The organism is Streptomyces sp. Tu6071, from assembly GCF_000213055.1.
Taxonomy (GTDB): Bacteria; Actinomycetota; Actinomycetes; order Streptomycetales; family Streptomycetaceae; genus Streptomyces; species Streptomyces evansiae.
The window spans coordinates 5,291,803-5,311,672 of the sequence record NZ_CM001165.1 but is presented as its reverse complement, the minus strand read 5'-3'; the positions used below and the strand labels follow the sequence as shown (position 1 = coordinate 5,311,672).

Genomic DNA, 19,870 nt, shown 5'->3' with positions numbered 1-19,870 from the left:
TGTGCGGGCTGGACGCAGTGTGACGTGCGGAGGGAACGCGTGGACGACGTGCGAGCAAGGCACGAGCGACGTGCGGACGGGACGCGGGGCGACGTACGGAGGAAGCACGTGCGCGACGTGTGGGCGGGGACGTGGGTGGGGTGCGGGCGGAGCACGGGGTGACGCTCGGAGGGGGCACGGGTGACATGCGGACGGGACGGGGGCGACGTGCGGACGGGACGCCGGGTGACGTGCGGGCAGGACGCGGGGCGACGCGCTGAGGGAGCACGCGAGCGACCTGTGGGCGGGGCACGGGGTGAGGTGGGGCGGGTGCGGCGGACGCGCGGGAGTGGAAGGGGTGTGCGCCGGGCCCCGGCGAACCGCTACGATGCTGCCCGTGCCGTGCGGCGGAAGCCGTCACCGGACGTGATGCGGGCGTAGCTCAATGGTAGAGCCCCAGTCTTCCAAACTGGCTACGCGGGTTCGATTCCCGTCGCCCGCTCCAGGCAGGACAACAGGGCCGCCCCGGAAGTTCGCTTCCGGGGCGGCCCTGTTGTGTGTGGGAGGCATGGGCGAGTGCGGTACGGAGGTGGGCGAGTACTGCGCGGGGCGGGAAGACCGGGAGGCTCGCGGAGTGGCTCGGTGGGTACGGGCACGAGGTGACGAGGCCCCAGGATGCGGAGGTTCGCCTGACCGATGCCGCCTTGTCGCCTTCCGGCCCGCTTACCGGTCGTCGCTCATGGGCAGGCCGAGGTCCGTCCCCTTGTCGTCGGCGAACTGGCGGCCCCGGCAGTACGGGTTCACCTCGGCGAGCGTCCTGGGGGCTCCCACGTCTTCGGGTCGTCCTCGCGCGGGGCCGCCACTTCGACCCCGGGGCCCACAGCGCCAGCCACTCCTGGCAGATCCCGCAGGGCGGCAGGATCAGCACGCGCCCGTGCTCCAGGTCACGGCACACGCATACGGAGGCGACCACGTCCCGGTCCCGCGTATGTACGCCTGAACGAACGCGCCGGTCTCCTGGCACAGGGCGACCGAGCCGTGCAGCTTGTCCAGCCCGACGCCGGTAAAGACCCCGCCGTCCGCGAGCCGCACGGCCGCCGCCCCACCCGGCTCCGCCGCCGGCCACCGCCGGTCCATCAACTCCACGGCCGCGTTCACCAGCCCTCGATCGAGGTGCATGGGCGCCGACGGCAGACGGCCGCGCGGCAGAGGCCACGGGGGCCAGGAGGCGGGGTTCACCAGGGCGGGGGTCACGGACTCACCGGGGCTGGGGCGTGAGTCGGGCCCCTCAGTCCTCGGCGATCAGGTCCGGGTGTGCTGCGACGTACACGAGGTAGGCCGTGGCAGCCGCCGCGCCGAGCACGGAGAGCACAAGGCCGAGGACGGCCTTCCCCACCGCGGCCGCCGCGCGGCGGGCGGTCCGGTACTCGCGGACGCCTCGGAAGGCTCCGGCCAGCGCGAGGGGCAGCAGCACGGGCGAGGTGACGATCCAGAGCGGGCAGCAGAACCAGCCCCCGACCGAGAAGGCGCCGAGCCACAGGGACCAGGGGACCGGGGTGCTCCGGGAGGAGGGCGCGGGAGCGGGGAGTGTCACGCCCGGATCACATCAGAGCGAAGGAGCGGTCTCCCCGGGGGGCTTCACTCGGGCGCGGCCGGGCGGACGGTCTGCCCGGGGCCGGTTTGGCACGGACCGGTCTGGCGCGGACCGGTTTGGTTGGAGCCGGTCCTCGCCCCGTCTCAGAAGCTGATCTGGTTGATCGTCTGCGCTATCGAGTCGAGGAAGCGCTGGATCGAGGGCGCCATGCCGCTGGAGGCGAGGAAGAAGCCGAAGAGCACCGCGACGATGGCGGGACCGGCCTTGATGGAGCCGCCGCGGAGCAGCACCACCAGGATGACCGCCAACAGCACCACCACTGACAGCGAAATGGCCATAACTGATCACACCCTCGGTCGGTCTGCTCCCGGCCCGGGAGGTGCACAGCCGCACGCCCCCGCCAGAACCATCGTGCCACCAACAGGGCCCTCCTATGCGGCGAGTGAGGCAACGTCGGCCAAGGGGGGTCCACCGGCCCAGGCGTTCAGGCCATATGTGAGGCGGCGGACGCCTTCTGAGGTATGTGGGGCAGAACGGGGGCGCGCGAGATGACGGGCAGCGCACGCGAAGCCCCGCACGCCGGTCGCGCGCCGGTCGGAAATGAGCGGTAAAGCCCGGGAAAAAAGCGGAACGCGAGCCGCCGGAACGGCGGGGATTTTCCGGCCGCCCCGCCCGGCCCCCTGCCGCGTCCCGGCTCGCACAGGCAGAGCGCGGCGCGGGCGCGGGCGTAGGAGAAGTGACGGGGAAAGGGTGCGGAATACCGCTGGTCCGTGGGGGTGTGACGGGAGTCGCGTGGCGTTCACCCCGGGCGGGCGGAAAGTCGGGTAGACGAAGACAACGACAACAGGTGAGCCAAGAAACGAACAAAGTCGATCAGTCGCCATCTCGTATCGATCGTAGAACCGGCGGGGCGCGGCGGCACCGAGGTACCCATGCATCACGACCCCGCGGAATCCGGCCAGCTCAGCGCGGTACCGGCGGACCCGGCGGCGCGCCGCCCCCTGCCGCCCGAGTCGTCGGCCCGCCCCGTCGGACCCGATGCCGCGAAGGGAGCCGGGACAGCGGACACCGGGGGCGGAAAAGCCCGCGACCCGTTCTTCGACAACGCGAAATACCTCGCGATCGTCCTCGTCGCGCTCGCCCATTCCTGGGAACCGCTCCTCGCGTCGAGCCGCCCCCTGCGCGCGCTCTACCTCACTGTCTACGCCTTCCACATGCCGGCGTTCATCATCATCTCCGGCTACTTCTCGCGGACTTTCACGCTCGGCGCCCCGCAGGTACGGAAACTGATCACCGGGGTGGCCGTGCCCTATGTGATCTTCCAGTACGCGTACACGCTCTTCGCCCGCCTCGCGGGCCCCGAACCCGTACCGCCATGGAGCGTTATCGACCCGTGGTGGCTCAACTGGTTTCTCGTCGCGCTCTTCGCGTGGCGCCTCACGACGCCGCTGTGGCGCCTCGTGCGCTGGCCCCTCCCGCTCGCCCTCGCCTTCGCCGTCCTCGGCTCGATGTCCCCGGAGATCGGCGCTGACCTGGATCTTCAGCGTGTGCTCCAGTTCCTTCCGTACTTCGTGCTCGGTCTGCTGCTGCGCCCGCACCACTTCGCGCTCCTCGCCCACAAGTGGCCGAAGATCGTCGCTGCGCCGGTGCTGCTCACGGGCCTCTGCGCCGCCTGGTGGCTCGCCCCGCGCATGCCCTACGCGTGGCTCTACCATCGGGAAAGCGCCCAGAACCTCGGCGCACCCTGGTGGAGCGGGCCGCTCATGACCTTCGCCCTGCTCGCCGCCTCACTCGTCCTGACGGCCGCATTCCTCGCCCTCGTGCCACGCCGCACGACCTGGTGCACGCGACTCGGCGCGGGCACATTGGGCGGCTACCTGCTGCACGGCTTCCTGATCAAGGCCGTCGAGTGGGGCGGCTGGTACGACAGCGCCTTCGCGCACTCCCTCCCCGGCGCGTTGCTCTTCAGCGCGGGCGCAACACTCGTGGTGACGCTGCTGTGCACGCCTCCCGTGCGTCGCGCTTTCCGCTGGGCGCTGGAGCCCCGCCTCGACTGGGCTTTCGGTGAGGCGCGCGGAGCCTGAGCATCCACAACTCCCGCACCGGACAACGCACTTCAATCGGGCAACTCTTCCTCTTTCAACCCTTTGGTAGGGTAACTTTTGACTTTCACTTGACCATTCCTTGACTTGATGCGGAGGTCGGGCTCATCGGACACGCGGAGACCCTCATAGCGATGGGCGGCGCTTTTCTCGCCGCCGCCGTGCTCGCCCGCGCGGGCGGGCGCATCGGACTCCCCACCATCCCCCTGTTCATCCTGGCCGGCATCCTGCTCGGCCCGCACACCCCCGGAGTCGTGCTGGTCTCGGACCCGCACGACCTGGAGATGCTCAGCGCCCTCGGCCTGGTGCTGCTGCTCTTCTACCTGGGGCTCGAATTCCATCTCGACGACCTCAAGGCGGGCGGGCGGCGCATGGCGCTCGCCGGGGCCACGTACCTCGCTCTGAACGTCGGCGCCGGCCTCGGTTTCGGATTCGCCCTCGGCTGGGGCACCTCCGAGGCTCTGGTCCTCGCCGGGGTGCTCGGCATCTCGTCCTCGGCGATCGTGACGAAGGTCCTCGTCGACACAGGGCGCCTCGGCAATCCCGAGACGCGCCCGATCCTCGGCATCATCGTCGTCGAGGACATCTTCCTCGCGCTCTACCTCGCCGCCCTCCAGCCGATCCTGTCGGGTGCCGACTCGCTCGCCGCGGCGGTGCTCGACGGAGCAAAAGCGTTCGGCTTCCTGCTGCTGCTCGCGCTGGCGGCGCGCTTCGGCACGAAGCTCGTCGGCCGGCTCATGCACACGCGAGACGACGAGCTTCTCGTCATCTCCTTCCTGGGTATGGCGGTGTTCGTCGCCGGGGTCTCGGAGTGGTTCGGGGTCGCGGACGCGATCGGGGCCTTCATGGTCGGCCTGATGCTCGGCAGCACGTCGTCCGGTGCGCGTATCCGCACCCTCGTACACCCCCTGCGGGACGCCTTCGGGGCCATCTTCTTCTTCGCCTTCGGCCTGTCCATCAACCCGGGCGACCTGCCGAGCGTGCTGTGGCCCGTCCTGCTCGCGGTCCTGCTCACCTTCGCCATGAACGTCCTCGCGGGACTGCTCGCGGGCCGCATGTACCGCTTCGGCAGGGGCCCGGCCGCGAACATCGCGACCACGCTCCTCGCCCGCGGCGAGTTCGCACTGATCCTCGCCACGATGGCGGCGGGCGCCGGCCTGGACGAGCGGCTCTCGCCCTTCATCGCCGGCTACGTACTGCTGCTCGCCGTCCTCGGCCCGTTGGCAGCAGGCCGCGCGCACTGGCTCGCGCGCCTGCTGCCGAGGGCCGAGAGGGACTCCGAGGAGGAGTCCGGGACCGCGCCGCCGACCGAGCCCGTCTCTCTGGTCAAGGCCGGCGGCGCGGGGTGAGTGCGGGACGCGGGGCAGCCGACCTCGGGGGCCGCTGCGTCCCGTACTCATGGCGGTTGAGGTTGCTGCCTCTCCGGGATGAGGTGGACCCGTGAGGCAGTAGAGCCCTCGTAGGGGGAGAGACGAACCCCGTACGGATGCCGCGATCCGAGCTTGGCCAGTGGGCTTCCCCGATCGCTGAGGAAGACAGTGGCACACATCGGCGACGGCTGCGAAATCACGAAAAAACCGTTCACTCGGAGGAGTGAGCGGTTTTGTGACTTGAGCGAAGTTATCCACAGATCCGCGGAATTGGCGCGGAAGGCGGGGCGGGGTGCGGAAGACTTGTAGCAGGGGTGCCCCCCAGGGAGGGTGGGGGCTGCCCGCGTGCACCACGTGAAGACCCGCCCAAGCCCCACCCCGCCTCGACCGTCCTCACCTCGGCCTCACCCCGGCCTGTCCCCAAGCCCCACCCCGCCCCCACTCAAGCCCCCCGCTCCCCTACGCCCCCACCTGATCCCGGCAAATCAGCACCAGCGCCCGGTCATCGTTCACATCCTTGGCCACCGCCTCGATGAGGTGCCACGAAGCGCCCACGAAACCGCCCGCGACGTAGCGGTCGGCCTCGCCGGTGAGGCGGTCGATGCCCTCGGAGATCTCGCGTTCGGCGGTCTCGACGAGGCCGTCGGTGAAGAGCATGAGGACGTCGCCCGGGTTCAGGCAGCCTTTGGCCGGGTCGAACTCGGCGCCGCCGTAGACGCCGAGGAGGGGGCCTTCCGCGGTCATCTGCTCCCAGCGGCCCGTCCCGGCGTGGAGCTGGACGGCCGGCGGGTGGCCGGCGGAGTAGACCTCGTACTCGCCGGTCTCCAGGTCGAGGACCAGGTGGATCGACGTGGCGAAGCCCTCGTCCCAGTCCTGGCGGAGCAGGTAGCCGTTAGCCGCGGGCAGGAAGTCGGCCGGGGGCAGTGAGCCGAGGAGGCCGCCGAAGGCGCCGGACAGGAGGAGTGCGCGCGAGGCGGCGTCCATGCCCTTGCCGGAGACGTCGGTGAGGACGACTTCGAGGACGCGGCCCTTCTTCGTGCGCGCGGCGACGACGAAGTCGCCCGAGAAGAACTGCCCGCCGGCGGGCCGCAGCGACATCTCGCGGTGCCAGCCGCGCGGCAGGCCCGGCAGCTTGCTCTGGACCCGGATGCGTTCGCGCAGGTCGAAGAGCATCGTGCCGCCGCGCCGCCACGGCACGCCGACGCGGCTGCGGAACTGTGCGACGAGCAGGCCGATGAAGCCGCAGCCCGCGACGACGAGGATCGAGCCGGGGGTGACCCGCGCGGGCCCGTCGGTGTACGGGCCGAGGACCACCGATTCCACGATGAGGGCCGCGGCCGACCCGGCGTAGAGCCCGAGCAGGCTCGCCGGGCGCAGGACGAGGCCGCCTATCGTGATGGGCACCGCGAGCATCGCGGGATCGCACCAGACGGGGGCGACGACCGTGAGCCAGCCGATGAGCGGCACGCACAGGAGCAGCCCGGCGAGGGCGATCCAGTCCGAGCCGTCGCCCCGGAAGTAGTCGACCCCGGCCCGGCGCACGGCGATGCGGACCCGGTGGTACCGCATTCGCCACCGTGCCGCGGGGGTCTGCGCCGCAACGCGTTCGCCTGTCATTGCTCGGGACCCTACCGAGCGGCGATACCTTCGCGCACCGAGGGGTCCACTTTGTCCAGGTAGCGCACACCGCACATTTTCCGCACAGATGATCGGGCGCAGGGAGTGCACAGCGGGCGCACACGGCGCACCCACGGGAAAATGCCCTCGCGGCGCGGCGGCGGCCTTGGTAGGGAGGCGGTATGACGACCGAGGTGCGCAAGCTCGACAAGGCCCATTACCCCCAGTGGTACGACAATCTGACCCTCGCTTTCGGCGGGCTGCACGAGGCGGAGGAGGAGCGCGCGCTCTGGGACGAACTCGTCGAGTTCGCACGCGCGTTCGCCGCCTGGGACGGTGACGAGCTGATCGGCACGGCGAGCGGCTTCGCGTTCCGGATGACGGTGCCGGGCGGGGCCTCGGTCCCGGCGAACGGCGTGACGATGGTGAGCGTCGCGGACACGCACCGCAGGCGGGGCGTACTCACCGCGATGATGCGCCGTCAGCTCGACGAGGTGCGCGCGCTCGGTGAGCCGCTTTCCGTGCTCACCGCCTCCGAGGCGCCGATCTACGGTCGTTTCGGGTACGAGGCGGCCACGCGCATGGTGCGGGCACGCATCGACGCGCACCGGGTACGGGTGGCGGCGCCCGAGGGCACCGAGCGGGTCCGGGTGCGGCGGGCGGGGCTCCTGGAGTCGCTGCCCGCCTGCGAGGCGGTGTACGCGGCGCTCGTACCGGGGCGTCCCGGGCTCTTCGCGCGGCAGCCGGGCTGGGAGCGGCTGGGGGTGCTCGATCCCGAGGCGGACCGTGCGGGTTTCTCGGCGTTGCGTGTCGTGCTCGCGGAGCGGGACGGCGAGGTCGTGGGTTACACCCGCTTCCAGGTCAAGCCGGTGTGGGACGCGGCGGGTACGCCGCACGGCGAGGTGCGGGTACGGGCGCTGGAAGCGCTTGATCCGGCGGCGTACGCGGCGCTGTTGCGGCACGTGCTCGCGCTCGACCTGGTGGAGACGGTGGAGCTGAGCCGGACGCCGCTCGACGCGCCGTGGCAGACGCTCGTCAGCGACGTGCGCCGCTGCCGGCCGACGCTGCGCGAGGAGCTGTACGTGCGGCTCGTCGACGTGGGCGCGGCGCTCGCGGCGCGTACGTACCAGGTTCCGGTGGACGTCGTCGTCGAAGTGCGGGACGACTTCTGCCCGTGGAACGCGGGGCGTTGGCGGCTGCGGGGCGGTCCGGAGGGGGCGGAGTGCGTACGGACCGAGGACGCGGCCGATCTCGCGCTGTCGGTACGGGAGCTGGGCGGCGCGTACCTCGGCGGCACGTCCCTCTCGGAGTTCGCCGCGGCCGGGCGGGTGCGCGAGCTGAGGGCGGGCGCGCTGAGCCCCGCGTCGCTCGGCTTCGGCAGCCAGGTGGCGCCTTTCCTGGCGCACGGGTTCTGAGTCGCCTACGGGAGCGGGAGGGGGGCGGGGCGCACGGGTGACGCCCCCGCGTTCCGCCCCGCGCCGAGCTCCCGATACGGGCCGGCCCCGCTCCCGTAACGGGCCACCCCCGCCTGCTCCCCTTGCGGGCAGCCCCCGGCCCGTCGCCTACGCCCCGCTCCCCTGGCAGCGCGGGCACCAGAAGAGGTTGCGGCCCGCCAGTTCGCGTGTCCTGATCTCCGTGCCGCAGATCAGGCAGGGGAGGTGGGCGCGGCGGTAGACGTAGACCTCGCCGCCGTGGTCGTCGCGGCGGGGCGGGCGGCCCATCGCCTCGGGGGTGTGTTCGGGGCGGACCGTGTCGATGCGGCCGAGGCGGACGCCCTCGCGCATGAGCACGCGCAGGTCGGCCCAGAGCGCGTCCCACTCGGCGCGGCTGAGCGAGCGGCCGGGGCGAGCGGGGTCGATGCCGTGGCGGAAGAGGACTTCGGCGCGGTAGACGTTGCCGACGCCCGCGACGATCTTCTGGTCCATGAGCAGCGCGGCGATCGTCGTGCGGCTGCGGGAGATACGGGCCCAGGCGGCCTCTCCGTCGTCGGCCTCGCGGAGCGGGTCGGGGCCGAGGCGGGCGTGGACGGCGGCCTTGGCGTCGTCGTCGATCAGGGCGCAGGCGGTGGCGCCGCGCAGATCGGACCAGCCGCCGGGTCCGGTGAGGCGCAGCCGGATCGTGTCGGTGGGCGGGGGCGGGGTGCCGGGGCCCTGGGCGACCTTGCCGAAGAGGCCGAGGTGGATGTGGACCCAGCCGAGCGGGCCGAAGCCGAGGAAGAGGTGCTTGCCGTGGGCCTCGGCGCCGTCGAGGACGGCTCCGTCGAGCAGGGCGGCCGACGCGGCGAACTTGCCCTGCGGCGAGTCGGCCCGCACCGGCCGGCCGCCGAACCGCTGGTCGTGGTCGGCGGCGAGCCGGTGCAGGGTGTGGCCTTCGGGCACGGTCAGGCTTCGGGCTGCGGGTGGTGGGCCGGGACGGGGGGCAGGACGCCGCTCTTCTCGTACGCCGTGAGCATCTCGATGCGCCGGGTGTGGCGCGGCTCCTCGGAGTACGGGGTGCTGAGGAAGACCTCGACGAAGGAGGTGGCCTCGTCGGTCGAGTGCATCCGGGCGCCGACCGAGACGACGTTGGCGTTGTTGTGCTCGCGGCCGAGCTTCGCCGTCTCGACGCTCCAGGCGAGGGCGCAGCGCACGCCCTCGACCTTGTTCGCCGCGATCTGCTCGCCGTTGCCGCTGCCGCCGATGACGACGCCGAGGGCCTCGGGGTCGGCCGCGGTGCGCTCGGCGGCGCGGAGGCAGAACGGCGGGTAGTCGTCCTGGGCGTCGTAGAGGTGGGGGCCGCAGTCGACGGGCTCGTGGCCGTGCTCGGTGAGCCATTCGACGAGGTGGTTCTTGAGTTCGTAGCCCGCATGGTCGGAGCCGAGATACACGCGCATACCCAGGAGTGTGGCACGTCGGGAACGGGGTAGCCGCTCCCGGGTCCGGGTGGGGCGCGTCCCCCCGTATCCGTGCCGTCCCGGACCGTGACCAAGCCAACTGAGCGTGTCCTTGACAACAAACCGGACGCGGGGGTTCCACTAAGCGCGCGCTTTGTGGTCCTCTTCCGGGACCCACGCTCGGATGAAACGAAGGACTCAACGTATGACGCAGTCGATCAGCGAGCCCGGACACAAGGACGGCCCCGAAGGGCCGGGCGGCAACGGCGGACCGGGCGACCCGGGTGGTCCCGGCGGCGACGGGGGACCCGGCGGGCCGCGGGGCGACGGCGGCGGTCCCGAGGGAGGCGAGGGCCGTCCCGGTGGAGGCGATGGCGGCGGTCCCGCGAAGAACGCGGAGGGGCTGCAACAAGGGCTCAAGGGCCGCCACCTGTCGATGATCGCCATCGGGGGCGTGATCGGCGCGGGTCTCTTCGTGGGCTCCAGCGCCGGTATCGCCGCGGCGGGCCCCGCGATCCTGGTCTCGTACGCGCTGGTCGGGCTGCTCGTCGTCCTGGTGATGCGGATGCTCGGCGAAATGGCCGCCGCGCGGCCGTCGTCGGGCTCGTTCTCGGCGTACGCGGACATGGCGCTCGGGCGCTGGGCGGGCTTCTCGATCGGCTGGCTGTACTGGTTCTTCTGGGTCGTGGTGCTCGCGGTCGAGGCCACGGCGGGCGCCGTGATCCTCAACGGCTGGGTTCCCGGGATACCGCAGTGGGGCTGGGCGCTCATCGTGATGTTCGTGCTCACCGCGACGAACCTGGTCTCGGTCGGCTCGTACGGGGAGTTCGAGTTCTGGTTCGCGGGGATCAAGGTCGTCGCGATCGGCGCGTTCGTGATCATCGGACTGCTCGCCGTCTTCGGCATTCTGCCCGGTTCGGACAATCCTGGTTCGGGGTTCGACCACCTCACCGATACGGGCGGGTTCCTGCCCAACGGGGCGGGCTCGATCCTCACCGGCGTTCTGCTCGTCGTCTTCTCCTTCATGGGCAGTGAGATCGTCACCCTGGCCGCCGGTGAGTCCTCGAACCCGCAGAAGGCCGTGACGAAGGCGACCAACAGCGTCATCTGGCGCATCGCGATCTTCTACCTGGGCTCGATCTTCGTCGTGCTCACGCTGCTCCCCTGGAACAGCGAGTCGATCCAGGACGACGGTTCGTACGTGGCGGCGCTCGATTCCATCGGCATCCCGCACGCCGGTCAGATCATGGACATCATCGTGCTGACCGCCGTGCTCTCCTGCCTCAACTCCGGCCTCTACACCGCCTCCCGTATGGCCTTCTCGCTCGGCGGGCGCGGTGACGCGCCGAAGGCCTTCGCGCGCGTGACGCGGCGGGGCGTGCCGCAGGCCGCGATCCTCGGCTCGGTCGTCTTCGGGTTCGTCGCGGTGTGGTTCAACTACCAGTGGCCCGAGAGCGTCTTCGAGTTCCTGCTCAACTCCTCGGGCGCGGTCGCGCTCTTCGTGTGGCTCGTCATCTGCTTCTCCCAACTGCGCCTGCGCCGGAAGATCCAGCGCGAGTCGCCGGAGAAGCTCGTCGTGCGGATGTGGCTGTACCCGTATCTGACGTGGCTGACCATCGCCATGATCCTGTTCGTGGTCGTCTACATGCTGTTCGACGACGACGGCCGCGTGCAGATGCTCCTCTCGCTGCTCGTCGCGGCACTCGTGGTCGGCTTCGCGCTGATCCGCCAGCAGGTGCGCAAGAAGCAGGGGCCCGGCGCGGGCGCGGGCCCGGACGTACGGGAGACGGCGGCGGTACGGGAGTGACGACGTCCGTACGCTGACGAGCGCCACGTGGGGGCGGGCCCGGACGGGGCCCGCCCCCACCTCGTGTCAGGCGCCGGCAGTACGGGTCAGGAGAAGTCGAGTACGTACCGGCCCCGCGTCCCGCCCGCTTCCAGGGCCGCGTGCGCGCGGGGGGCCTGCTCCGGCGGGACGATCCCCGCGACGCGCGGGCTCAGCCGCCCGGCGCCGAGCGCGGCGGCGATCTCCGCCATCAGGTCCGTCCTGCCGAACCAGTCGTGCACACCGAAGCCCCGGTACGACATACCGGGCGGCGCGGGCGGCAGCGGTTTCGTACCCGGCTCGCCGAGCTTGCGCAGCCCGGCGTAGGCACGCCGCCGCCCATCGGGCCAGGCCGGGCCGGGCTGGGCCAGGCCGGGCCGGGCTGGGCCGGGCCGGGCTGGGCCGGGCCGGGCCGGGCCGGGCCGCGTACGCGAGCGCCGCCCGGCGGCCGGTTCGGCCGGGGCGGCGCTCGCGTCGGGAGTGGGGGTCAGTCCTGGTTGCGGCCGATCAGCTTCCAGGCGGTGGGGAGGGCACCGGTCGCGAGGGCGGTCTTGAGGAGGTCGCCGAGGATGAACGGGGTGAGCCCCGCGGCGATGGCCGCGCTCGCGTCGAGGTGGGCGGCGTACGCGAGGTAGGGGACACCGGTCGCGTAGATGATCACATTGCCGAGGAGCATCGCGCCCGCGGTGCGCAGCGGCGAGCGGTCGGCGCCGCGCCGGGCGAGCGTGCCGACGACGAGGGCGGCGATCATCATGCCGGGGATGTAGCCGAAGGAGGCCATCGCGGCACCCGACTGCCCCTCGGAGAACCACGGCATCCCGAGGACACCGGCCACCGCGTAGAGGGCGAGGGCGAGGAAGCCGCGGCGGGCCCCGAGTGCCGTGCCCACGAGGAGCGCGGCGAAGGTCTGGGCGGTCACGGGGACCGGGGAGCCCGGCACCGGGATCGCGATCTGGGCGGCGAGCCCGGTGAGCGCGGCACCGCCGAGCACGAGGACGGCGTCCCGGGTACGGCTCGCGGGGAGCAGGTCCGCGAGGACCGCTCCCGGGCGGTGGACGGCAGAGACAGAACTCATCGCATAACTCCGGTTCTCGGGTGGTTCCGTGGGGACGGGGCCGTTCGGCAGGCGCGGCGCCCGGAGGGGCGCAGTGCGACCGTACCGAGGAGTCAACGGGCGTTCACCGGCCGTCGCGGACAAAGCCGCGAGGAGAGACTTGGTGGGGATCTCACAAAGGGCCCCCTTCACACCCTTTACCCCGCCCCTTCGGCGTGAGCCTCGTCACCTTCCGGGCAAGCCCTGCATGACGGCACACGCTTCCGGTGAGGCGGGTGAGGCGGGAGGGTCCACCTCGCGCAGCCCCGGAACTGACGGCTGTGGAGTTCCGCCAAAGCCGCTCGGCAAGCGCGATCTCACCCCGCGTGAGCCGTGTGTCCGCATTACGGACGTGGCATTCCAGAATGCGGACCGCGCGAGAGAATCCCTCCGCGTCCCCGTCCCCCACTCCACGGATCGTGTTCATGACCCCGCGTACCCCACCACCGGCCGGAAGCTCGACCGCACCGGCCGGAGCACCCACGTCCCCCGAGACGAAGGCGTCCTCACCCGCCGCCGCCCCTCCCGACCCGGCCTCTTCCGCTCCCACCGGCAGCGATCTCGGCAACGGCCTCAAGCAGCGTCACCTGTCGATGATCGCGCTCGGCGGGGTCATCGGCGCGGGGCTCTTCGTCGGCTCGGGCGCGGGCATCGCGTCGGCCGGGCCCTCCGTCGTCCTCGCCTACGCGCTCTCCGGCGCGCTCGTCATGCTCGTGATGCGGATGCTCGGCGAGATGTCCGCCGCGCATCCCGCCTCCGGCTCCTTCTCCGTCCACGCCGAGCGTGCGATCGGCCCGTGGGCCGGGTTCACCGCCGGGTGGATGTTCTGGATGCTGCTCTGCGTCGGGGTCGCCGCCGAGGCGATCGGCGCGGCCTCGATCATGACGGGCTGGTTCCCCGGCTCCCCCGACTGGCTGTGGGTCGCGCTCTTCATGGTGCTGTTCTGCGCGACGAACCTCAGCGCGGTGGGCAACTTCGGCGAGTTCGAGTTCTGGTTCTCCGCGCTCAAGGTCGCCGCGATCGGCGCCTTCCTCGTCCTCGCGGTGCTCGCCATCGCCGGGGTGCTGCCCGGCAGCGACGCCCCCGGGGCGCGGCACCTCACCGGCGAGGGCGGTTTCTTCCCGCACGGCGCCGACGGGCTCGTGACCGGGCTGCTCGCCTCGGTCTTCGCGTACGGGGGCCTGGAGACCGTGACGATCGCCGCAGCCGAGTCCGAGCACCCCGCGCGCGGGGTCGCGAAGGCCGTGCGCACCGCGATGTGGCGCATCGCCGTCTTCTACGTCGGTTCGATGGCCGTCATCGTCACGCTCGTCTCCTGGCGCGACCCGGAGGTCTCCACGAAGGGCCCGTACGTGGCGGTGCTCGACAACCTCGGCATCCCGGCGGCCGGGCAGGTCATGAACGTCGTCATCCTCGCCGCGCTGCTCTCGGCGATGAACGCGAACATCTACGGCTCCTCGCGGATGGCCTACTCGCTCGTCGCGCGCGGCCAGGGCCCCTGCTTCCTGCGGCGCCTCTCGCGCGGCGGCGTACCGAGCCCCGCCGTCGTCGCCTCGTCGGCCTTCGGCTTCCTCGCGGTGCTGCTGAGCTACTGGTGGCCGGACACGGTCTTCTCGTGGCTGCTCAACATGGTCGGCGCCGCGGTCCTCGTCGTGTGGGGGTTCATCGCCGCGGCCCAGCTCCGTACCCGCCGCCGCCTCGAACGCGAGGCGCCCGAGCGGCTCCTCGTCCGCATGTGGGGCTTCCCCTGGCTCACCTGGGTCGCGCTCGCGGCGATGGTCGCCGTACTGCTGCTCATGCTCCGCGAGCCGGACACGCGCACGCAGCTCTACTTCACCGGCGGTCTCGCGGTGGTGCTGAGCGCGGTGGGAATGGCGCGGTACGGGAGGGGACGCGGCGCGGCGCGAGGAGACGACTCCGGCGTGCGAGGCGAAGGCGAAGCCGTACCCGCGCAGGCGACGCCCGCGCGCGGCGGCCGGGAGGGAACCCGGGCGCGTACCGACTGACCAGCCGTCCTCTTCCCTGCCCGACGGGCCTCCGGTGTTCTCGCCGGGGGCCCGTTCCCGTTGCCGGGGGCCCGTTCCCGTTGCCGTGGTGGGCGAGGGGCCGCCTCCCGTGCCGGGCGGGGCCCGTCCCCTGCGCGAAGGGGGCTGTTCGGCCGCTCCCGGGGCCGGGCCGTCGCGCGCCTCTGAGCGGCGGCATGTCGCGTACGCCCGCATGATCCACCGACGACTCTCGCTGATAACGTGCACTTGCAAGCCATTCGCAATAAGCTCGGCGCAACAAGAAGTCTTGGAGGGCGTCTCCGCATGGCCGTCTACACACTCCCGGAACTGCCGTACGACTACTCCGCGCTGGCCCCGGTGATCAGCCCGGAGATCATCGAGCTGCACCACGACAAGCACCACGCCGCGTACGTCAAGGGCGCGAACGACACCCTGGAGCAGCTCGCCGAGGCGCGGGACAAGGAGTCCTGGGGGTCCATCAACGGGCTGGAGAAGAACCTCGCGTTCCACCTCTCCGGGCACATCCTGCACAGCATCTACTGGCACAACATGACCGGTGAGGGCGGCGGCGAACCGCTCGCGGCCGACGGTGTCGGCGACCTCGCGGACGCCATCAAGGAGTCCTTCGGCTCCTACGCGGGCTTCAAGGCGCAGCTCACCAAGGCCGCGGCGACCACGCAGGGCTCCGGCTGGGGCGTGCTCGCCTGGGAGCCGGTGAGCGGTCGTCTCATCGTCGAGCAGATCTACGACCACCAGGGCAACGTCGGTCAGGGCTCGGTGCCCGTCCTCGTCTTCGACGCCTGGGAGCACGCCTTCTACCTGCAGTACAAGAACCAGAAGGTGGACTTCATCGAGGCGATGTGGCAGGTCGTCAACTGGCAGGACGTCGCCGCGCGCTACCGCGCCGCGAAGGCCCGTACGGACTCGCTCATCCTGGCCCCCTGAGGCCCCGGCTCCCTCCCCGAGCCCTGCGCACGTCCTGCTCGTGATCGTCTTCTCACCCTTCACGCGGCAGGCCGGTAGAGAGGAGAACCCCCGCGAGGACATGACTCGCGGGGGTTCTCCGCGTCCGGACGCGTGACGATGGGGCGTGCGGGTGCTTTCCGGGGGCTTACGGGCCCACGTCGCCGCGCGCCCTTACGCGACCCGTTCCCGTGCCGCATCGTGGGCGGATGCAGCCCAAGGACACGTATTGCGTCTTCTGCCGCAGCACGGAGCGGCACGTCCCCCTGACCGAGAACCAGCAGCGCTGGGTGCGTGAGAAGAAGGGCGCCACTCTCTACGTCGGCGATCTGATCATGTGCGCGGGGGGCACCTGCCGAAAGGTCCGCTCCTCGGGAAACACGCGCCGCTTCCACCCGGAGTTCCTGCGAATCCCGGAGGGGGTGGACTAGCGGGCGTGAAGTAGCGGGGCCGGTCTCCGGAGGGGGTCTGTCGCGGGGAACTCCGGAAGGGGCAGTCGCCGGGCGCCCGCACCGTGGGTCCATGGACCCGTGCGCGGGCGCCCGCCGCCGTGATCAGTCGAAGATCGGGCCCTGGGTACGGGTGCGCTTCAGCTCGAAGAAGCCCGGGACCGAGGCGACGGCGAGGGTGCCGTCCCACAGGCGGGCCGCCTCGTCGCCCTTCGGGGCCGGGGTCACGACGGGGCCGAAGAAGGCCACGCGCTCGCCCGTGGCGCCGGGGACGGCGATGACCGGGGTGCCGACGTCCTGGCCGACGAGGTCGATGCCCTCCTTGTGCGAGGCGCGCAGCTCGGTGTCGTACGTGTCCTTCTCCGCGTAGTCCGCGAGCGAGGCCGGCAGTCCCACCTCTTCCAGCGCGCCGATGATCGCCTCACGCGTCGGGCCCTCGCCCCGGTTGTGGAAACGGGTGCCCAGCGCCGTGTACAGCTTGCCGACCACCTCGTCGCCGTGCAGCTCACGGGCCGCGATGACGACGCGGACCGGGCCCCAGGCGGGACCCGCCATCATGTCCCTGTAGTGGTCGGGCAGCTCGTCGAGCCGCGGCTCGTTGAGCACGGCCAGGCTCATGACGTTCCAGCGCACGTCGACCGGGCGGAGCTTCTCCACCTCCAGCATCCATCGCGAGGTCATCCATGCCCACGGGCACAGCGGGTCGAACCAGAAGTCCGCGGTCACCCGGTCCTGCGTCTGCTGCTCGCTCATCTCGCTCCTCGTAGTGCCGTCCCGCGGTCACGGGCACCGGACATTCTTCGATCAGCCTTCACCGCTGGCAACGTGCCTTCGCCGCCGGGGATTCCTGCACCGAGCGATCTCAGGGAAAAACTCAGGGTCACGGCCTTTCGACCCTGAAAAATCTCCGGGTTGTTTGTCCGGGGACTCCCTGATGTCCTCCCTCCCGGCCTCGTGCGAGGATCGTTGGCGTATCCCCACAGTGCGCCCGCCGTGCGGCGCGGTGCGGCAGCACCGCACGCCATGTCACGCAGCGCGACCTCAGCCACGCCCCACAGTCACGAAGGAGTGCCGGTGCCCGGAGAGAACCTGACCCGCGAGGAAGCCCGTACCAGGGCGGAGCTGCTCTCCGTCACCTCGTACGAGGTGGAGCTCGACCTGCGCTCCGCCGTCGGCGAAGGCCCCGCTTCGGGACCCCGTACCTTCCGCTCGCTCACCACGCTCCGCTTCACGTGCGCGGAGCCCGGCGCGAGCAGCTTCGCCGACCTCGTCGCGCCCTCCGTGGACTCCGTGACGCTCAACGGCCGCGCCCTCGACCCCGCCGAGGTCTTCGACGGCACCCGCGTCGCGCTCGACGGGCTCGCCGCCGAGAACACCCTCGTCGTCGACGCGCGCTGCGCCTACTCGCGCACCGGCGAGGGCATGCACCGCTTCGTCGACCCCGAGGACGGCGAGGTCTACCTCTACACGCAGTACGAGCCGGCCGACGCCCGCCGGGTCTTCACCAACTTCGAGCAGCCCGACCTCAAGGCCCCGTACCGCTTCCGCGTCCAGGCCCCCGCGGACTGGCGCGTGTGGAGCAACGGCGCGGGCGAGCTGACGTCCGGCGTCTGGGAGTTCGCCGAGACCGCGCCGATCTCGACGTACATCACATGCGTCGTCGCCGGTCCCTACCACTACGTGACGGACTCCTACAGCCGTGCGCTGCCCGACGGCTCGACGCTGGAGATCCCGCTCGGCGCCATGTGCCGCAAGGGACTCGCCCCCTACTTCGACGCGGACGACATCTTCCTCGTCACCAAGCAGGGCCTCGACTTCTTCCACGAGAACTTCGACTACCCCTACCCCTTCGGCAAGTACGACCAGGCGTTCGTCCCCGAGTACAACCTCGGCGCGATGGAGAACCCGGGCCTCGTCACCTTCCGCGAGGAGTACATCTACCGGGGCAAGGTCACCGAAGCCTCCTACGAGCGGCGCGCGAACGTCATCCTGCACGAGATGGCGCACATGTGGTTCGGCGACCTCGTCACCATGAAGTGGTGGGACGACCTGTGGCTCAAGGAGTCCTTCGCGGACTTCATGGGCGCCTTCTCGATGGTCGAGTCCACGCGCCACCGCAACGGCTGGATCACCTTCGCCAACAACCGCAAGGCGTGGGCGTACCGGGCCGACCAGCTCCCCTCGACGCACCCGATCACCGCCGACATCCGCGACCTCCAGGACGCGAAGCTCAACTTCGACGGCATCACGTACGCGAAGGGAGCGAGCGTCCTCAAGCAGCTCGTCGCCTACGTGGGCCAGGACGCCTTCCTGGAGGGCGCGCGCCGCTACTTCAAGCGCCACGCCTACGGGAACACGACGCTCGGCGACCTGCTCTCCGCGCTCGCCGAGACCTCCGGACGGGACATGACGGGCTGGGCCGCGGCCTGGCTCCAGACCGCCGGCGTCAACACGCTCACGCCCGAACTGACGCTGAGCGAGGGCAAGGTCGCCGAGCTGGCCGTGCGCCAGGAGGCCGCCCCCTCGCACCCCGAGCTGCGGCCCCACCGCGTCGCGATCGGCCTCTACCGGCGTGAGAACGGCGCACTCGTGCGGTACGCGCGCGCCGAGGCGGACGTCGCCGGACCCCGCACGGTCATCACGGAGCTGGCCGGGCAGGACGCGCCCGAGCTGGTCCTCGTCAACGATGACGACCTCACCTACTGCAAGATCGGCTTCGACGAGACCTCGCTCGCCACGCTGCGCGCGCACCTCGGCGACATCACCGACCCCCTCGCCCGCGCCCTGTGCTGGTCGGCGCTGTGGGGGGTCACCAGGGACGGGCTGCTCCCCGGGCGCGAGTTCATCGCGATCGTGCTGCGGTTCGCCGGACGCGAGAGCGACATCGGCGTCCTGCAGATGCTGCACTCCTGGGCCCGCACCACGCTCGCCCACTACGTGGCGCCCGCGCGCCGCGAGGAGACGGCCGCCGCGCTCGGCGCCGGTGCGCTCAAGGAGCTGCGGGCCGCCGAGCCGGGCAGCCAGCACCAGCTCACCTGGGCGCGCTTCCTCGCCACCACCGCCGCCTCGGCCGAGGAACTCGCCCTGGTGGCGGGGCTGCTCGCCGGTACGGAGTCGGTCGAGGGCCTCGAGGTGGACCAGGAGCTGCGCTGGGCCTTCCTCGAACCGCTCGTCGTGGACGGGCGCGCGGGCGAGAAGGAGATCGAGGCCGAGCTGGCCCGCGACCACACCGCCTCCGGCAAGCGTCACCAGGTGCGGCTGCTCGCCTCGCGTCCCACCGAGGCGGTCAAGGCGCAGGTGTGGGCGCAGGTCGTGGAGTCGGACGAGCTGTCCAACGCGCTCGTCGAGGCGAGCATCGACGGTTTCGAGCAGTCGAGCCAGCGGGCGCTCATCGCGCCGTACGCGGAGAAGTACTTCGCGGCGATCGCGCGGGTATGGAGCGAGCGGTCCATCCAGATCGGGATGGACATCGTGCGGGGGCTCTTCCCCTCGCTCCAGGACAGCGCGGCGACGCTGGAACAGGCCGACACCTGGCTGCTCCAGCACCCGGAGGTCTCACAGGCGGCGCGGCGGCTCGTGGCCGAGTCGCGGGACGACCTCGCGCGGGCCCTGCGGGCGCAGGAGTGCGACGCGAAGGCGGGCTGAGGCGGTTCCGGGACGCCGGGGCGGGGTTCGCGCCCTGCCTCGGCGTGCCTGTACGCGTGGAGGAGCGGGACGAGCCGGGCGTGCGGGCCCCCAGTGCCCGCGCCGGGCCTGCGGGCCCCCGGTGCGCGGGCTTTGGCTGGCGGGCTGGCGGGCTGGCGGGCTGGCGGGCTGGCGGGCTGGCGAAGGCTCTCCCGCCCCGGTTGGCGCGGGCCGGTAGTCCGCGCAGCCGGGCGCGGTCACTGCCACCGAGGCCGAGAGGTGTGTGGTCGGCGCTGTTGTCGCAGGCCGGGCGGCTCTCACCCGTTCGGCCCCGCTCCCGTCTCGGCACTCGAACATGCGTACTTTAGGACGAAGT

The 19,870-nt window shown here is 71.6% G+C and carries 16 protein-coding genes and 1 tRNA gene; 9 read left to right on the top strand and 8 right to left on the bottom strand.

The genetic code is table 11. The features are described 5' to 3' along the window. Nucleotides 1–410 precede the first annotated feature (410 nt). A tRNA-Gly gene (locus STTU_RS22275) sits at nucleotides 411–484 on the top strand. Nucleotides 485–1,267: 783 nt separating this feature from the next. Here the strand turns inward: STTU_RS22275 and STTU_RS22265 are convergent. Both STTU_RS22265 and STTU_RS22260 read right to left on the bottom strand, forming a co-directional pair. Then, nucleotides 1,268–1,573, bottom strand: a complete 306-nt coding sequence (locus STTU_RS22265) for a hypothetical protein (protein WP_007827082.1) — start codon at nucleotides 1,571–1,573, stop codon at nucleotides 1,268–1,270. 143 nt (nucleotides 1,574–1,716) lie between these two features. After that, on the bottom strand, nucleotides 1,717–1,911 hold the full coding sequence (locus STTU_RS22260; RefSeq protein WP_009065301.1) for a hypothetical protein: 195 nt from the start codon (nucleotides 1,909–1,911) through the stop codon (nucleotides 1,717–1,719). 594 nt (nucleotides 1,912–2,505) lie between these two features. Between STTU_RS22260 and STTU_RS22255 the strand changes: the two genes are divergently transcribed. Both STTU_RS22255 and STTU_RS22250 read left to right on the top strand, forming a co-directional pair. Next, the gene (locus tag STTU_RS22255; RefSeq protein WP_007827080.1) at nucleotides 2,506–3,657 is read left to right on the top strand and encodes an acyltransferase family protein; all 1,152 of its coding nucleotides are present in this window, start codon (nucleotides 2,506–2,508) and stop codon (nucleotides 3,655–3,657) included. Nucleotides 3,658–3,809: 152 nt separating this feature from the next. Continuing rightward, complete coding sequence (locus tag STTU_RS22250; protein ID WP_007827079.1) at nucleotides 3,810–5,024, top strand: cation:proton antiporter; 1,215 nt, start codon at nucleotides 3,810–3,812, stop codon at nucleotides 5,022–5,024. Between the two features lie 480 nt (nucleotides 5,025–5,504). On the opposite strand, the gene STTU_RS22245 is transcribed toward STTU_RS22250, so the two are convergent. Further along, the gene (locus STTU_RS22245) at nucleotides 5,505–6,614 is read right to left on the bottom strand and encodes a PP2C family protein-serine/threonine phosphatase (RefSeq protein ID WP_007827078.1); all 1,110 of its coding nucleotides are present in this window, start codon (nucleotides 6,612–6,614) and stop codon (nucleotides 5,505–5,507) included. 230 nt (nucleotides 6,615–6,844) lie between these two features. On the opposite strand from STTU_RS22245, the gene STTU_RS22240 reads away from it, so the two are divergent. Further along, the gene (locus tag STTU_RS22240) at nucleotides 6,845–8,077 is read left to right on the top strand and encodes a GNAT family N-acetyltransferase (RefSeq protein WP_007827077.1); all 1,233 of its coding nucleotides are present in this window, start codon (nucleotides 6,845–6,847) and stop codon (nucleotides 8,075–8,077) included. Between the two features lie 147 nt (nucleotides 8,078–8,224). On the opposite strand, the gene STTU_RS22235 is transcribed toward STTU_RS22240, so the two are convergent. Beyond that, on the bottom strand, nucleotides 8,225–9,040 hold the full coding sequence (locus STTU_RS22235; RefSeq protein WP_007827076.1) for an Fpg/Nei family DNA glycosylase: 816 nt from the start codon (nucleotides 9,038–9,040) through the stop codon (nucleotides 8,225–8,227). 2 nt (nucleotides 9,041–9,042) lie between these two features. Then, on the bottom strand, nucleotides 9,043–9,534 hold the full coding sequence (locus tag STTU_RS22230) for a ribose-5-phosphate isomerase (RefSeq protein WP_009065322.1): 492 nt from the start codon (nucleotides 9,532–9,534) through the stop codon (nucleotides 9,043–9,045). Nucleotides 9,535–9,739: 205 nt separating this feature from the next. Here STTU_RS22230 and STTU_RS22225 point away from each other — a divergent pair, with 205 nt between their 5' ends. After that, a complete protein-coding gene (locus tag STTU_RS22225; RefSeq protein WP_043256013.1) occupies nucleotides 9,740–11,341 on the top strand; it encodes an amino acid permease in 1,602 nt (533 codons plus the stop codon). 86 nt (nucleotides 11,342–11,427) lie between these two features. On the opposite strand, the gene STTU_RS35625 is transcribed toward STTU_RS22225, so the two are convergent. Together STTU_RS35625 and STTU_RS22215 are read right to left on the bottom strand one after the other, a co-directional pair. Beyond that, nucleotides 11,428–11,571 carry a zinc-binding dehydrogenase gene (locus tag STTU_RS35625; RefSeq protein ID WP_234019296.1) on the bottom strand — a complete coding sequence of 48 codons (144 nt, stop codon included), beginning with the start codon at nucleotides 11,569–11,571 and terminating at the stop codon, nucleotides 11,428–11,430. Between the two features lie 275 nt (nucleotides 11,572–11,846). Continuing rightward, nucleotides 11,847–12,434, bottom strand: a complete 588-nt coding sequence (locus STTU_RS22215) for a biotin transporter BioY (RefSeq protein WP_007827066.1) — start codon at nucleotides 12,432–12,434, stop codon at nucleotides 11,847–11,849. Nucleotides 12,435–12,877: 443 nt separating this feature from the next. On the opposite strand from STTU_RS22215, the gene STTU_RS22210 reads away from it, so the two are divergent. The 3 genes from STTU_RS22210 (at nucleotide 12,878) to STTU_RS22200 (ending at nucleotide 15,852) form a co-directional block, all read left to right on the top strand. Continuing rightward, on the top strand, nucleotides 12,878–14,458 hold the full coding sequence (locus STTU_RS22210; RefSeq protein ID WP_199785035.1) for an amino acid permease: 1,581 nt from the start codon (nucleotides 12,878–12,880) through the stop codon (nucleotides 14,456–14,458). Nucleotides 14,459–14,761: 303 nt separating this feature from the next. Next, on the top strand, nucleotides 14,762–15,403 hold the full coding sequence (locus STTU_RS22205; protein WP_007827063.1) for a superoxide dismutase: 642 nt from the start codon (nucleotides 14,762–14,764) through the stop codon (nucleotides 15,401–15,403). 227 nt (nucleotides 15,404–15,630) lie between these two features. Continuing rightward, on the top strand, nucleotides 15,631–15,852 hold the full coding sequence (locus tag STTU_RS22200) for a hypothetical protein (RefSeq protein WP_010271669.1): 222 nt from the start codon (nucleotides 15,631–15,633) through the stop codon (nucleotides 15,850–15,852). 123 nt (nucleotides 15,853–15,975) lie between these two features. On the opposite strand, the gene STTU_RS22195 is transcribed toward STTU_RS22200, so the two are convergent. Further along, a complete protein-coding gene (locus STTU_RS22195) occupies nucleotides 15,976–16,623 on the bottom strand; it encodes a DSBA oxidoreductase (protein ID WP_007827061.1) in 648 nt (215 codons plus the stop codon). Nucleotides 16,624–16,944: 321 nt separating this feature from the next. Between STTU_RS22195 and pepN the strand changes: the two genes are divergently transcribed. Beyond that, on the top strand, nucleotides 16,945–19,515 hold the full coding sequence (pepN, locus tag STTU_RS22190) for an aminopeptidase N (protein ID WP_043256010.1): 2,571 nt from the start codon (nucleotides 16,945–16,947) through the stop codon (nucleotides 19,513–19,515). The last annotated feature ends 355 nt before the right edge of the window (nucleotides 19,516–19,870 follow it).

Excerpts from the sequence above, each read along its gene's own strand:
- STTU_RS22260 (WP_009065301.1), bottom strand. The coding sequence starts at position 1,911 with ATGGCCATTTCGCTGTCAGTGGTGGTGCTGTTGGCGGTCATCCTGGTG.
- STTU_RS22255 (WP_007827080.1), top strand. The coding sequence starts at position 2,506 with ATGCATCACGACCCCGCGGAATCCGGCCAGCTCAGCGCGGTACCGGCG.
- STTU_RS22250 (WP_007827079.1), top strand. The coding sequence starts at position 3,810 with ATGGGCGGCGCTTTTCTCGCCGCCGCCGTGCTCGCCCGCGCGGGCGGG.
- STTU_RS22245 (WP_007827078.1), bottom strand. The coding sequence starts at position 6,614 with ATGCGGTACCACCGGGTCCGCATCGCCGTGCGCCGGGCCGGGGTCGAC.
- STTU_RS22240 (WP_007827077.1), top strand. The coding sequence starts at position 6,845 with ATGACGACCGAGGTGCGCAAGCTCGACAAGGCCCATTACCCCCAGTGG.
- STTU_RS22230 (WP_009065322.1), bottom strand. The coding sequence starts at position 9,534 with ATGCGCGTGTATCTCGGCTCCGACCATGCGGGCTACGAACTCAAGAAC.
- STTU_RS22225 (WP_043256013.1), top strand. The coding sequence starts at position 9,740 with ATGACGCAGTCGATCAGCGAGCCCGGACACAAGGACGGCCCCGAAGGG.
- STTU_RS35625 (WP_234019296.1), bottom strand. The coding sequence starts at position 11,571 with ATGGCGGAGATCGCCGCCGCGCTCGGCGCCGGGCGGCTGAGCCCGCGC.
- STTU_RS22215 (WP_007827066.1), bottom strand. The coding sequence starts at position 12,434 with ATGAGTTCTGTCTCTGCCGTCCACCGCCCGGGAGCGGTCCTCGCGGAC.
- STTU_RS22210 (WP_199785035.1), top strand. The coding sequence starts at position 12,878 with ATGACCCCGCGTACCCCACCACCGGCCGGAAGCTCGACCGCACCGGCC.
- STTU_RS22205 (WP_007827063.1), top strand. The coding sequence starts at position 14,762 with ATGGCCGTCTACACACTCCCGGAACTGCCGTACGACTACTCCGCGCTG.
- STTU_RS22200 (WP_010271669.1), top strand. The coding sequence starts at position 15,631 with ATGCAGCCCAAGGACACGTATTGCGTCTTCTGCCGCAGCACGGAGCGG.
- STTU_RS22195 (WP_007827061.1), bottom strand. The coding sequence starts at position 16,623 with ATGAGCGAGCAGCAGACGCAGGACCGGGTGACCGCGGACTTCTGGTTC.